We start from the raw sequence: 13,642 nt of genomic DNA, 5'->3' as shown, positions 1-13,642 counted from the left end.
ACGCAGTCAATGGCACGTGATACCCGCCGCGGGACCAAGAAAAAGGTCTCAAAGAACATCGCCACGGGCGTGGCGCATGTGAACTCTTCGTTCAACAACACCAAGATCCTGATCTCGGACGTGCAGGGCAACGCGATTGCGTGGTCCTCCTCCGGCACCATGGGCTTCAAGGGGTCGCGTAAATCGACCCCGTACGCGGCTCAGTTGGCGGCAGAAGATGCCGGCAAGAAGGCGCAGGATCATGGCGTCAAGACACTTGAAGTCGAAGTGCAGGGGCCCGGTTCGGGCCGCGAGTCGGCGCTGCGCGCGCTGGCAGCTGTCGGCTTCAACATTACTTCGATTCGCGACGTGACCCCGATTGCGCATAACGGCTGCCGTCCGCCGAAGCGCCGCCGGGTCTGACTGGACACATACGAGGTGGGGCCGCGCAATCCGTGCGGCCCCATTCCGTCATTATTAAACCTCGGGCGTTCTGGCCTTTGGACATGGGGACAGGACAGGAATGGAGGGACGCATGATCCACAAGAATTGGGCAGAATTGATCAAGCCGGGCCAGCTGGTGGTGCAGCCGGGCAGTGATCCATTGCGTCAGGCCACGATCGTGGCCGAGCCGCTTGAGCGTGGCTTCGGCCTGACGCTGGGCAACGCCCTGCGCCGGATTCTGATGTCGTCGCTGCAAGGCGCCGCGATCACCTCGGTGCAGATGGACAACGTGCTGCACGAGTTTTCCAGCGTCGCAGGCGTGCGCGAGGACGTGACCGACATCATCCTCAACCTCAAGGGCATCGCCCTGCGCATGGAGGTCGAAGGCCCCAAGCGTCTGACGATCAACGCCAAGGGCCCTGGGGCCGTGACCGCGGCCGACATGAGCGACAGCGCCGGGATCGAGGTTCTCAACCCTGATCACGTGATTTGTCACCTTGATGAAGGTGCGGATCTCTACATGGAACTGACGGTCAACACCGGCAAGGGCTACGTTCCCGCCGACAAGAACAAGCCCGAGGACGCCCCCATCGGCCTGATCCCGATCGACGCGATCTATTCGCCGATCCGCAAGGTGTCCTACGACGTGCAGCCCACCCGCGAGGGGCAGGTGCTGGACTATGACAAACTGATGCTGAAGGTGGAAACCGACGGGTCCATCACCCCGGACGATGCCGTGGCCTTCGCCGCGCGCATCCTGCAGGACCAGCTGTCGATCTTCGTCAACTTTGACGAGCCCGAAGCAGCCAGCCGCCAGGACGACGACGACGGCCTGGAGTTCAACCCGCTTCTGCTCAAGAAGGTTGATGAGTTGGAACTCAGCGTTCGTTCGGCCAACTGCCTCAAGAACGACAACATCGTTTACATCGGCGATCTGATCCAAAAGACAGAGGCCGAGATGCTGCGCACGCCCAACTTCGGGCGCAAGTCGCTCAACGAGATCAAAGAGGTTCTCTCGGGCATGGGCCTGCACCTTGGCATGGATGTCGAGGACTGGCCGCCGGACAACATCGAGGACCTGGCAAAGAAATTCGAAGACGCCTTCTAAGGCACTTCGCACGCACGGGGCGGGCCTTCCTGCCTCGTGCCGACCACCCCGGGCATTCCGCCCCAAGGAGAGCGGCTGACACGCATCAGACCGCCGGACAAAGCAAAACACTTTAGGAGACAACACAATGCGTCACGCAAGAGGATACCGCCGCCTGAACCGCACCCATGAGCACCGCAAGGCGCTGTGGGCGAACATGGCCGGCTCGCTCATTGAACATGAGCAGATCAAGACCACACTGCCCAAGGCTAAGGAACTGCGCCCGATCGTGGAAAAGCTGATCACGCTGGCCAAGCGCGGCGATCTGCATGCCCGCCGTCAGGCCGCATCGCAGCTCAAGCAGGACAAGTACGTGGCCAAGCTGTTTGACGTACTGGGCGAACGCTACAAGGAACGCCAGGGTGGCTATGTGCGCATCCTCAAGGCGGGCTTCCGCTATGGTGACATGGCGCCGATGGCGATCATCGAATTCGTCGATCGCGACACAGACGCCAAAGGCGCAGGCGACCGCGCACGCGTTGCCGCCGAAGAGGCCGCCGAGGACTGATAGCGCCTCCGGCATTGCCGATTGAATTTACCCCTGTCCCGCGCGCGCGTGGGCAGGGGTTTTTCATTTCCCGGGCCCGGCGGCCAAAGCTTGCAATCATCCGCCGTGGGCCGCATATCTTCGCCACAGACGGAGGAACCCCATGGCCCGAATTCTGCTTGCAGTGCTATGCTTGGCCCTATTGCCCCTTCAAACCGGCGCGCAACAGGCGCGTGTGCCGCAAAGCCGCGCGGAGGTGCAGCTTAGCTTCGTTCCCCTGGTCAAGGAGGCGACGCCGGCGGTGGTGAACATCTACGCCCGCCGCGTCGTGAAAGAGCGCACCAGCCCATTCATGAACGATCCGTTCTTTCAGGGGCTGTTTCGCGATTTCGGCACCGTGCGTCCGCGCGTGCAAAACTCGCTCGGTTCGGGGGTGATCCTGTCCGAGGATGGGATCGTGGTATCGAACTACCACGTTGTCGCCCAAGCGACGGATATTCGCGTCGTGCTGAATGACCGGCGCGAGTTTGACGCCAAGGTGCTGCTGTCCGACGAGGAAAGCGATCTTGCCGTTCTGCGCCTGGAAAAGGCGGGCAAGATGCCGTTCCTGAACCTGCGCGACAGCGACAGCGTCGAGGTGGGCGAGTTGACCCTTGCCATCGGCAACCCGTTCGGCGTGGGTCAGACGGTCAGCAGCGGTATCGTTTCGGGCCTTGCACGGTCAGGCACGGCCACCGGCAGCGCGCGGGGCTACTTCATCCAAACCGACGCGCCGATCAACCCGGGCAATTCGGGCGGAGCCCTGATCGACACGCAGGGGCGGCTGATCGGGATCAACACGTCGATCCTGACGCGCTCGGGTGGGTCGAACGGGATCGGGTTCGCGATCCCCGCCAACCTGGTGGCGCAGTTCGTCGATCAGGCGCGCGCGGGCAACGAAAACTTTGAACGCCCCTGGGCCGGGATGAGCGGGCAGCCCGTGGATGCCGACATCGCGGCATCCTTGGGCCTCGGGCGGCCCGGCGGCATGCTGATTTCGCAGCTTCACCCGCTGAGCCCTTTCGGCGATGCCGGGTTCGAGGCGGGCGATGTCGTCCTTGCGGTTGATGGCGAGCCGGTGAACACCCCCGCCGAAATGCTATTTCGGCTTTCGGTCACGGGCATTGGCGAGACGGCGACTATTGAGCGGTTCCGGCGGGGCAAGCGCCGCGAGGTTGACGTGAAGATGATCGCCGCGCCCGACACGCCGCCGCGCGATACGCGTGTCTTGGATGGGAATAGCGCGCTGCCGGGCCTGCGGATCAGCACCGTCAACCCGGCCGTGATCGGCGAATATGGATTGCCGCTCAGCGCGCAAGGCGCCCTTGTCGAAGAGCCCGGGCAATACGGCGCGCGGATCGGGTTGCGCAAGGGCGATGTCATCCTTGAGATCAACGCGACCCAGATTGCTACCAGCAATGATGTCACCCGCGCGCTGCGTGACAGGGTCGGCATGGTCTCGATGGCGGTGCAGCGCGGGGCGGAACGTTTCGTCACCCGGTTCAGGCTATAGCCGATGGCGGATCTGTTCGACCCCAAGGGCGATGACGCGCCCAAGCCCAAAAAGGATAACGCGCCCCGGCCCTTGGCGGATCGCTTGCGCCCGCGCGCATTGTCCGACGTCATCGGTCAGGATCAGGTGCTGGGGCCGGACGCACCGCTTGGCGTGATGCTGGCATCGGGGAGCCTGTCATCGCTGGTGTTCTGGGGCCCGCCGGGGGTTGGCAAGACCACCATTGCGCGGCTCCTGGCCGACGAAACGGACCTGCATTTCGTACAGATCAGCGCAATCTTCACCGGCGTGCCGGAACTGCGCAAAGTGTTCGACGAGGCCAAGCATCGCCGCGCGAACGGGCAGGGCACGCTGTTGTTCGTGGACGAGATACACCGTTTCAACAAGGCGCAACAGGACAGCTTCCTGCCGCACATGGAGGATGGCACGATCCTCTTGGTCGGGGCGACAACGGAAAATCCCAGTTTCGAATTGAACGCCGCGCTTCTCAGCCGTGCGCAGGTTTTGGTGCTCGAGCGCCTGGGGCTCGCCGATCTTGAACTGCTCGCGCAGCGCGCCGAACAAGAGATCGGTCGCGCGCTGCCGCTGACGGGCCCCGCGCGCGAGGCGCTGTTGGAGATGGCCGATGGCGACGGCCGCGCCGCGCTGAACCTGATCGAACAGGCGGCGGCATGGAAAACTGACAAACCGCTGGACACCGACGCGCTATCGGCGCGGCTGATGCGGCGCGCGGCGCAATACGACAAGTCGGGCGAGGCGCATTACAACCTGATTTCGGCGCTGCACAAATCGGTGCGCGGCTCGGACCCTGACGCCGCGCTTTATTGGCTGGCGCGGATGCTGGAGGGGGGCGAAGATCCCCGTTATCTGGCGCGGCGCATCACGCGCATGGCGGTCGAGGATATCGGCCTGGCGGACCCACAGGCGCAGACGCATTGCCTGCATGCGTGGGAAACCTATGAACGGCTCGGTAGCCCCGAGGGCGAATTGGCACTGGCGCAGGCGGTGACCTACCTGGCCCTCGCGCCCAAATCGAACTCGGCCTACACCGCCTACAAGGCCGCGCGCGCATTGGCCCGCAAAACCGGAAGCGCCCCGCCGCCCAAACACATCCTCAACGCCCCAACATCGCTGATGAAGGAGCAGGGGTACGGCCAGGGCTATGCCTATGACCACGACGCCGAAGAGGGGTTTTCGGGGCAGGATTATTTCCCCGAGGACATGAAGCGCCCGGTTCTCTATCAGCCCGTCGAAAGGGGCTTTGAGCGCGAGTTGAAGAAGCGGCTGGATTTCTTCGTCAACCTGCGCGCCAAACGCGGAGGCAGCGCGCATTGAGGCCCGTCTCGCTGGCCCTGGGTGGCCTGCATGAAAAGGCTGTGTAGCTTGACATTCCGCGCGCTCGGGGTCACAGACGCGCCATGTTTGCAACCCTTCTTCAGGTCGCCATCGGCGGCGCAATCGGGGCCTCGGCCCGATACCTGACCAATGTCGGCGCGATGCGCCTGATTGGTCCGGGGTTCCCTTGGGGCACGCTTGCCGTGAATATCCTCGGCTCGTTCCTGATGGGGGTGCTGGTGGTCATCCTTGCGCACAAGGACGCGACGCGGCTCGCGCCGTTCATGGTGACGGGCATCCTTGGCGGGTTCACGACCTTTTCGGCCTTTTCGCTGGATGTGATGACGTTGATTGAACGTGGTCAGATCAACCTGGCGCTTTTCTATGGGTTTGCGTCTGTTCTGTTGTCCCTGGGGGCTATTGCCATGGCGCTTGTGCTGTTTCGCGGTGTTCTCCAATGAGCCGCGTTCAAATCCTGCCGGTCGCGCCCGATGACGCCGATCAACGGCTGGATCGCTGGCTGCGCCGGATGTTTCCGCATGTGCGTCAGGGCGCGATCGAGAAGATGTGCCGCAAGGGCGAGCTGCGCGTCGATGGCGGACGGGTCAAAGCCAACACCCGCCTGCAAGCCGGCCAAAGCGTGCGCATCCCGCCGCTGCCCGATCCGGGCGCGTCCCCGCAGCCTTCGCAGGCATATGTGTCCGATGCCGATGCCCGCATGATCCGCGACTGCGTGATTTACCGCGACGACCACATCATCGCGATCAACAAGCCGCCGGGCCTGCCCACGCAGGGCGGAAGCAAGCAAACCCGGCATGTCGACGGCATGACTGAGGCGCTACGCTTCGGGCTGGAGGAAAAGCCGCGCCTTGTTCATCGGCTGGACAAGGACACGTCGGGCGTCCTGGTCCTGGCGCGCACCCGCAGCGTGGCCAGCGGCCTGACCGCGGCATTCCGGCACCGCGAGACGCGCAAGCTCTATTGGGCGGCGGTGGCTGGTGTACCCAGCCCGCAGATGGGCACGATCAAGTTCGGCCTGGTCAAGGCGCCCGGCCACGGCGCGCGCGGCGAGGGCGAGAAGATGCATTGCGTCCACCCCCGCGACGTGGACGCCACCGAGGGCGCCAAGCGTGCGGTGACGGATTACGCGGTGCTGTCGGCTCTGGCCCGGCGCGCGGCCTGGGTGGCGCTGGTGCCGGTGACGGGGCGCACGCACCAACTGCGCGCCCACATGGCCGAGATTGGGCACCCGATCATCGGCGACGGCAAATATGGCGGCTCGGGGCAAGAGAACCTTGGCGACGGATGGGGCGCGCAACTGGGCGGTGAGATCAGCAAGAAGCTGCACCTGCACGCGCGGTTCCTGCGGTTCGAACATCCGGTGACCAAGCGCACCATCACCCTGACCGCGGCACTGCCCGAGCACATGCGCCAAACGTGGAAAACGCTGCAGTGGCGCGAAGACGAGGTGCCCGTTGATCCCTTCGAGGAGTTGGAATGACGCGCCCGCTGCGTCTGATCGTGTTTGATGTCGACGGTACGCTGGTAGACAGTCAGGCCGACATCATCGCGGCGATGAGCTACGCCTTTGGCGCGGTTGGCATGACTGTTCCGCCGCAAAACGACATCCTGGCAATCGTCGGCCTGTCGCTTGACGTGGCAATGGCCCGCCTTGCGCCGGACCGGGATGCCGTGACCCGGGCCGAGATGGTCGCGGCCTACAAAAACGCGTATGCGGACCTCAGGGCGCAAAGCGATGTCGCCGACAGCTCGCCCTTCTACCCGCATGCGCGCGCCACGCTGGACCGGCTATCCGAGACCCCGGAAAACATCCTTGGAGTGGCCACGGGTAAATCAAGGCGCGGCCTTGATGCCTTGCTGTCCGGGCATGGGCTGTCGGGGTTTTTCACCACCGAACAGGTCGCGGATCACCACCCTTCCAAGCCGCACCCTTCGATGCTACAGGCCGCGATGCAAGAGACCGGCACAACGCCCGAGAACGCGGTCATGATCGGGGACACCGCGTTTGACATGCAGATGGCCCGCGCCGCCGGCATGCGCGCCATCGGTGTCAGCTGGGGCTATCACCCGCCGGAGGCCATGGGCGAGGCGGATCATCTTGTGCATGATTTTCGCGACCTTCTTGGCGTTCTGGACAATCTTTGGGGATCAGAGAGATGAGTACATGGACCGCCAAACGTTTTTGGAAAGTGGCCGAAGCCGCGCCAGAAGGGGGCGGATATTCCGTGCGCCTTGATGGACGGCCGGTAAAGACGCCGGCCAAGGCGCCGCTGATCGTGCCGACCCATGCGCTGGCGCATGAGATCGCGCAGGAGTGGGACGCGCAGGACGAAACGATCAATCCCAACGCCATGCCCATGACCCGGTCCGCAAATGCCGCCATCGACAAGGTTGCCAAGCAGCACGCCGAAGTGGCCGACATGGTGGCGGATTACGGCGATACCGATCTGCTGTGTTACCGCGCGGACGCGCCCGAGGAACTGTGCGACCGGCAACAGGCGGAGTGGGCGCCCTACCTTGAATGGGCACGCGGCACCCTTGGCGTGCAACTGGTGCCGGTATCGGGGGTCATGTATGCGCCGCAGCCAGAGGCGTCATTGGCGCGGCTGCGCGCGATGGTGCACAAAATGAACGCATTCGAGCTAACCGCGTTTCACGACCTCGTGGGAATCTCGGGCTCATTGATTCTCGGGTTTGCCGCGGCGCGGGGCCTGCGCCCGATCGATGAGATATGGGCAAGCTCGCGACTCGATGACATCTGGCAGCAGGAACAATGGGGCCAGGACGCCGAGGCGAATGAGGATGCAATGCGCAAGCGCCAAGCATTCGTTCATGCGAAAGTATTTTTCGATCTGGTGCGCACACCAAATTGAACAAATAGTGCGACCTTCCGTATAGTCACCCTGTTTGGCAGGCAGTTTCCCTAGCATATCATGATCAATCACTTGACGTATTGTGATGAATCCGCCCAAACTCGGCGATACTGAGGGGGCAACCCTTTACAGTATCGTCCCCGGTCTTGCTGGCCGGATGAACCGCCAAGCGAAATGGCGGACAATCAGGAAGAGGTAAACATGAAAACATCCGTATTCTTTGCTGCAATGACGGCTGCTGGCCTATCGGCCGGGGCTGCGGCTGCCGGGACCCTTGACGACGTCAAGGCGCGCGGCACCCTGAACTGCGGCGTAACCACCGGCCTTGTCGGCTTTGCTGCGCCGAACGCGAACGGCGAATGGGAAGGCTTCGACGTTGCGGTATGCCGCGCCGTTGCTGCTGCTGTCTTGAGCGATCCGACCGCCATCGAATTCGTGCCGACCACGGGTAAAACCCGCTTTACCGCGCTTGCCTCCGGCGAGATCGATATGCTGGCTCGCAACACGACCTGGACCTTCACGCGCGACGTCGACCTGAAGTTCGAATTTACCGGCGTGAACTACTATGACGGTCAGGGTTTCATGGTTCCCAAGGCGCTGGGCGTTTCGTCGGCCAAGGAGCTGGACGGCGCAACGGTTTGCATCCAGACCGGCACCACGACCGAGTTGAACCTCGCGGATTTCTTCCGCAAGAACAACATGGACTACGAGCCGGTTCCGATCGAAACCAACGCTGAATCGCAACAGCAGTACCTTGCAGGTGCTTGCGACGTATATACCACGGACCGTTCCGGCCTGGCGGCAACACGCGCGTCCTTCGAGAACCCCGAAGAGCACGCCATTCTGCCCGAAACCATCTCGAAAGAGCCGCTCGGGCCGCTTGTCCGCCACGGCGATCACGAGTGGGGCGACGTCGTCCGCTGGACGCTGAACGCGCTGATCGCGGCGGAAGAGCTTGGCGTTACCTCGGCCAATATCGAGGAACTGGCAAAGGGCACCAACCGTCCCGAAGTGAACCGCCTGCTGGGCACCGAAGGAACCCTGGGCGAGATGCTCGGCCTGGACAAGGATTGGGCCAAGCGCGCGATCATGGTGGGCGGCAACTACGGTGAGCTGTTTGCCAAGAACATCGGTGAAAGCACGCCGATCGGCCTGGCTCGCGGCCTGAACGCACAATGGACTGATGGCGGCCTGCTCTACGCACCGCCGTTCCGCTAAGACCAGATCGAAGGGGCGCGCAATGACGCGCCCCTTCGTTTACGTGCGGCAATACCATAAACGGTCCACGGTGCCTTGTGTGCCGGAAAAACAAAGGGCCGAAGACGGGGAATTCCTAGATGACGACGCTCACCGATCCTCCTGAGGAGTCGTTTCGGCTGTCGATGCTGATCAACGACACCCGCTACCGGTCCTACACGTTCCAGTTCATAGCCTTGATGCTGTTGATCGTTTTCATGTCCTATCTGGGCTGGAATCTCGTGCAGAACCTGGCCGAGCAGGGACAGAACATTTCCTATCGCTTCCTGGGGGAGCCATCGGGCTACGACATCAACCAGACGCCGATTGAATACGACAGCCAATCAACGCATCTGCGTGCCTCGATCGTTGGCGTTCTCAACACGATCATCGTTGCGTTTCTCGGGTGCGTGTCGGCCACGATCCTGGGGGTTACGGCGGGTGTGCTGCGGCTGTCTCCGAACTGGCTCGTGCGCAAGCTGATGGCGGCATACGTCGAGGCATTTCGCAACGTTCCGGTGCTGATCTGGATCCTTATCATCTTCTCGATCATGACCGCCGCCATGCCGGCCCCAAGCGCCTTTCGCGGGGACGCGCCGGACGCGTCGATGGTCTTCGGCGCGGTGGCGTTCACCAACCGCGGCGTCTATGTGCCCTCCCCGATCTGGGGCAGTGGATCGTTGATTGTGGTGCTGCTGTTCATCGCGTCGGTGATCGGCGTATTTGCCTACCGCCGCTACGCGACCAAGCTCCTCTATGACACCGGGAAACTGCTGCCGATGGGATGGCCATCGCTGGCAATTCTCGTTTTGCCGTCGGTCATTGCCTATTACATCCTGGGCCAACCGATTAGTCTGGAATACCCCGAGTTGAAGGGGTTCAACTTTGGAGGTGGCATCCATATTCGCGGCTCCTTGATCGCGCTTTGGTTCGCACTGGCGATCTATACCGGTGCATTCATTGCCGAAAACGTCCGCGCCGGTATTCAGGCAATCTCACGTGGGCAAACAGAGGCGGCGGCGTCTCTTGGCCTTCGCCCACGGCGGATCATGAACCTCGTGATCCTGCCGCAGGCCCTGCGCATCGTGATTCCCCCGGTTATTTCGCAGTATCTCAACCTGACCAAGAACAGCTCCCTGGCGATCGCGGTGGGCTACATGGATGTGACCGGCACGCTGGGCGGCATCACCCTCAATCAGACGGGCCGCGCGATCGAGACGGTGCTGATGCTGATGCTGTTCTACTTGCTGATCTCGTTGGCAATTTCCGGCGTGATGAACCTCTACAACAACGCCATGAAGCTACAGGAGCGCTGAGATGTCTGATACTCATTCACAAACAGCGTTCGTGCGTACCGAGGTTCTGCCAGAGGCCCCGCCGCCGGTTTACGAGCAGGGAATTGTCAAATGGCTGCGCGAAAACCTGTTCTCATCGGTGGCCAACACGATCCTGACACTCGCGGCGATATGGGCGGTGTACTACCTGGCGACGGCTACCGGGCCTTGGATATTGAACGGGGTGTGGACAACCAGTAGCCTGACCGAATGCCGTGATGTCCTGCAAGGGGATGTTGGCGCCTGTTTCTCGGTGCTGGCAGAGCGTTGGAACCAACTGCTGTTCGGGTTCAAATATCCCGATGAGCTGTATTGGCGTCCATTGCTGGCTTTTGCACTTTTGTTCGTGGCGCTGGGGCCGCTTCTGTTCTTCAAGGTGTTTCCGCGCAAGTTCCTGGCGCTGACGGCGGTCTATCCGTTCCTTGCGTTCTACCTGATCTGGGGCGGGACGATCATGGTGCCCGTGTTCGCACTTTTGGGGTTCGTCGTCGGAATCATCGTGTACCGCCGCCTGGTTCTACAAAGTGCGGCGATGGGCCTTTTGGGCGCTGTCATTGCCGCGTTCGCGTTCTGGTACGCGACTGGGTTTATTACCGGCCCGATGGCGAACTTCCTGGCGCTGGAGCCCGTCCCCTCCCGCGATATGGGCGGCTTCATGCTGAACATGATGCTGGGGGTTATCTGCGTCTCGCTGTCGCTGCCCATTGGCATTCTTCTGGCCCTTGGGCGGCAATCGAACATGCCGATCATCAAGTGGATCTCGGTCGTCTTCATCGAGTTCATCCGCGGTGTGCCCCTGATCACCCTCTTGTTCGTTGCAAACGTGGTTCTGGCATACTTCCTGCCCCCCGAAAGCAGCCTTGATTTGATCCTGCGGGTGATCATCATGATCACCATGTTCGCGTCGGCCTATATCGCCGAGGTGATCCGCGGGGGCCTCGCGGCGCTGCCCAAGGGGCAATACGAGGCGGCTGATAGCCTCGGCCTGGATTATGCCCAGTCCATGCAGCTGATCATTCTGCCGCAGGCGCTCAAGATCTCGATCCCGGGCATCGTCAACGTGTCGGTGGGCCTGTTCAAGGATACCACGCTGGTCTCGGTTATCTCGATGTTCGACCTGGTCGGCATGATCCGTGGTCCGATCCTCGGCGCGTCCGAATGGAACGGTGTCTACTGGGAGCTGTTCGGTTTCGCCGCGCTGCTTTTCTTCGTCGTCTGTTACAGCATTTCACAATATTCGCAGTGGTTGGAGCGTCAGCTTCAAACCGATCATCGTTAAGGGAGGGCCGGTTTGATGACCGCCAATGCTCAACTAAAAGTCTCGGACGAGGTCGCGATCTCTATCGAGAACATGAACAAATGGTTCGGGGCGTTCCACGTGCTGCGCGAGATCGACCTGACTGTCTATCGCGGCGAGCGGATCGTGATTGCCGGCCCGTCCGGTTCGGGCAAATCGACGCTGATCCGGTGTGTCAACGCACTGGAAGAGCACCAAAAAGGCCGGATCGAGGTGGATGGCACCGTGTTGTCGTCGGACCTCAAGAATATCGACAAGATCCGCTCCGAAGTTGGGATGGTGTTCCAGCACTTCAACCTGTTTCCCCATCTGACCATCCTTGAGAACTGCACGCTCGCGCCGATCTGGGTGCGCAAGACACCCAAGCGCGAGGCCGAGGATGTCGCCATGCATTTCCTCGAAAAGGTGAAGATCCCCGAACAGGCCGACAAGTACCCAGGTCAGCTATCGGGCGGCCAGCAGCAGCGCGTCGCGATTGCGCGATCCCTGTGCATGAAGCCGCGCATCATGCTCTTTGATGAGCCGACATCGGCCCTTGACCCGGAGATGATCAAAGAGGTTCTCGATACCATGGTCGAACTGGCCGAAGAGGGAATGACCATGATCTGCGTGACACACGAAATGGGCTTTGCCCGGCAGGTGGCGAACCGGGTGATCTTCATGGACCAGGGCCAGATCATCGAGCAGAACGAGCCCGAGGAGTTTTTCAACAACCCCAAGAGCGAGCGCACCAAACTGTTCCTGAGCCAGATCCTTGGCCACTGAGGTCTGGGCCACTGAGCCGCTTGTCAGAGGTCTTTGGGAACGGTGAAATCCACCACTGTGCCGCTTTTCTCGGTCAAGTCTGACCACGCGGGGGCCGCGAAATCGCTGACAAGCGTGGCCCCCGTTGGGTAGTCGTCAAATCGCGGATGCGCGGGCCGCGATTTGACGATGTGCTGCGCCAGCCACGCGATCCCTGGGTTGTGCGCCACGACAAGCACGCAATTGGCGCCTTGCACCGATTTGATTACCGACAGGATCGTTGCGGGCTCGGCATTGTAAAGCTGGCGTTCGTACCGGGTTGCAACGTCCAACTCCAAACCCGCCAACGTTTGCCGTGTTCGCAGCGCCGTTGAACACAAGGCCAGGTCAGGGTGATACCCCCGCGCCCGTATCCAGCCGCCCAGTGCCCGCGCCGCCGTTCGGCCACGCGCATTCAGCGCTCTGTCGTGATCGGGCAGGGATGGGGCACTCCAATCCGATTTTGCGTGCCGCATCAGGATCAATCGCAATGTCATAAGAACGCAGCCATGTGAAAGGCGGATTGCTCTTCAATCCTGCCATGCGCTTGACTGACCGGGCAAGCGCGGCGCACTGCGCAGCCGCGTGTCATGCAGGCGGTGCCGCTATCTGATGCGATGTAGCTCTTGCAGGCAGGGACATCGTACCCGTCCGGCGTCAGCGCCCCGGCGGGGCAGGCGGTGCGGCAGGGCTGCTCGGTGCAACTTTCGCAAGGCGAGGCCTGCGGCGGCGTTGGCAAAGCAAGACGCTCGGGCACCGCGATGGCCCCACGATACGATACGAACAGCCCGGCCGCGTCATGCACCAGCAACCCAACCGGCGAGGACCACGCCCGCCCGGTCCGCTTGGCCCATGCCAGAAACGGGTGATACGGTGGCCCGCCAAAGGGAAATAGCGCCTGCCCGCCCATTTGGGCCGCAAGGGCCGTGATGACCCTGTCGGACCAACGATCCATGGGGGCCGGGTCGCCATCGTTGAATTCCGGACTGCGCGTGAACAGCGGCCAGAACTCTGTCGGCTCCGGCCCGAGCATGACGAGCGTTCCAGCCCCATCAGGCACCTGATCGCCCGCCTCGGGGTGGAACCCGCCCATAACCATCAATCCATGTGCGTGCGCCTCTTCCTGCAGCCTGTGCAGCCCGCCCACGCTCATG

The 13,642-nt window shown here is 62.2% G+C and carries 15 protein-coding genes; 13 read left to right on the top strand and 2 right to left on the bottom strand.

The features are described from left to right. Positions 1-9 precede the first annotated feature (9 nt). The 13 genes from rpsK to G568_RS0105285 all read left to right on the top strand — a co-directional run bounded on the left by rpsK (position 10) and on the right by G568_RS0105285 (position 12,470). On the top strand, positions 10-402 hold the full coding sequence (rpsK, locus tag G568_RS0105345) for a 30S ribosomal protein S11 (protein WP_026757057.1): 393 nt from the start codon (positions 10-12) through the stop codon (positions 400-402). 112 nt (positions 403-514) lie between these two features. Next, the gene (locus G568_RS0105340) at positions 515-1,531 is read left to right on the top strand and encodes a DNA-directed RNA polymerase subunit alpha (RefSeq protein ID WP_026757056.1); all 1,017 of its coding nucleotides are present in this window, start codon (positions 515-517) and stop codon (positions 1,529-1,531) included. Positions 1,532-1,658: 127 nt separating this feature from the next. After that, on the top strand, positions 1,659-2,078 hold the full coding sequence (rplQ, locus tag G568_RS0105335) for a 50S ribosomal protein L17 (protein ID WP_026757055.1): 420 nt from the start codon (positions 1,659-1,661) through the stop codon (positions 2,076-2,078). 142 nt (positions 2,079-2,220) lie between these two features. Then, positions 2,221-3,609, top strand: a complete 1,389-nt coding sequence (locus tag G568_RS0105330; RefSeq protein WP_026757054.1) for a trypsin-like peptidase domain-containing protein — start codon at positions 2,221-2,223, stop codon at positions 3,607-3,609. 3 nt (positions 3,610-3,612) lie between these two features. Beyond that, on the top strand, positions 3,613-4,944 hold the full coding sequence (locus G568_RS0105325; RefSeq protein ID WP_026757053.1) for a replication-associated recombination protein A: 1,332 nt from the start codon (positions 3,613-3,615) through the stop codon (positions 4,942-4,944). 83 nt (positions 4,945-5,027) lie between these two features. Then, positions 5,028-5,405, top strand: a complete 378-nt coding sequence (gene crcB / locus G568_RS0105320; protein ID WP_026757052.1) for a fluoride efflux transporter CrcB — start codon at positions 5,028-5,030, stop codon at positions 5,403-5,405. Beyond that, on the top strand, positions 5,402-6,445 hold the full coding sequence (locus G568_RS0105315; RefSeq protein ID WP_026757051.1) for an RluA family pseudouridine synthase: 1,044 nt from the start codon (positions 5,402-5,404) through the stop codon (positions 6,443-6,445). The genes crcB and G568_RS0105315 overlap by 4 nt, the downstream gene beginning before the upstream one ends. Further along, positions 6,442-7,125: an HAD-IA family hydrolase gene (locus G568_RS0105310; protein ID WP_026757050.1), complete on the top strand. Its 684-nt coding sequence runs from the start codon at positions 6,442-6,444 to the stop codon at positions 7,123-7,125. Before G568_RS0105315 ends, G568_RS0105310 begins: the two co-directional genes overlap by 4 nt. Further along, complete coding sequence (locus tag G568_RS0105305) at positions 7,122-7,838, top strand: ATP12 family chaperone protein (RefSeq protein WP_026757049.1); 717 nt, start codon at positions 7,122-7,124, stop codon at positions 7,836-7,838. The genes G568_RS0105310 and G568_RS0105305 overlap by 4 nt, the downstream gene beginning before the upstream one ends. A 201-nt stretch (positions 7,839-8,039) precedes the next feature. Then, positions 8,040-9,056, top strand: coding sequence for an amino acid ABC transporter substrate-binding protein (locus tag G568_RS0105300; protein ID WP_026757048.1), 1,017 nt, complete (start codon positions 8,040-8,042; stop codon positions 9,054-9,056). Positions 9,057-9,175: 119 nt separating this feature from the next. After that, positions 9,176-10,390 (top strand): amino acid ABC transporter permease, encoded by a 1,215-nt coding sequence (locus tag G568_RS0105295; RefSeq protein WP_026757047.1) that lies wholly within the window; start codon positions 9,176-9,178, stop codon positions 10,388-10,390. Position 10,391: 1 nt separating this feature from the next. Continuing rightward, positions 10,392-11,687 (top strand): amino acid ABC transporter permease, encoded by a 1,296-nt coding sequence (locus G568_RS0105290; protein ID WP_026757046.1) that lies wholly within the window; start codon positions 10,392-10,394, stop codon positions 11,685-11,687. A 15-nt stretch (positions 11,688-11,702) separates the two neighbouring features. Beyond that, a complete protein-coding gene (locus G568_RS0105285; RefSeq protein WP_026757045.1) occupies positions 11,703-12,470 on the top strand; it encodes an amino acid ABC transporter ATP-binding protein in 768 nt (255 codons plus the stop codon). A gap of 23 nt (positions 12,471-12,493) precedes the next feature. Here G568_RS0105285 and G568_RS0105280 read toward each other — a convergent pair whose 3' ends face one another. After that, positions 12,494-12,964: a SixA phosphatase family protein gene (locus G568_RS0105280; protein ID WP_245582887.1), complete on the bottom strand. Its 471-nt coding sequence runs from the start codon at positions 12,962-12,964 to the stop codon at positions 12,494-12,496. A 17-nt stretch (positions 12,965-12,981) separates the two neighbouring features. Continuing rightward, the gene (locus G568_RS0105275) at positions 12,982-13,641 is read right to left on the bottom strand and encodes a ferredoxin (RefSeq protein WP_051202784.1); all 660 of its coding nucleotides are present in this window, start codon (positions 13,639-13,641) and stop codon (positions 12,982-12,984) included. Position 13,642: the final 1 nt, after the last annotated feature.

This window comes from Sediminimonas qiaohouensis DSM 21189 (assembly GCF_000423645.1).
Lineage (GTDB): Bacteria > Pseudomonadota > Alphaproteobacteria > Rhodobacterales > Rhodobacteraceae > Sediminimonas > Sediminimonas qiaohouensis.
The sequence above is the reverse complement of the archived record's forward strand: the minus strand, read 5'-3'. Positions and strand labels throughout refer to the sequence as shown.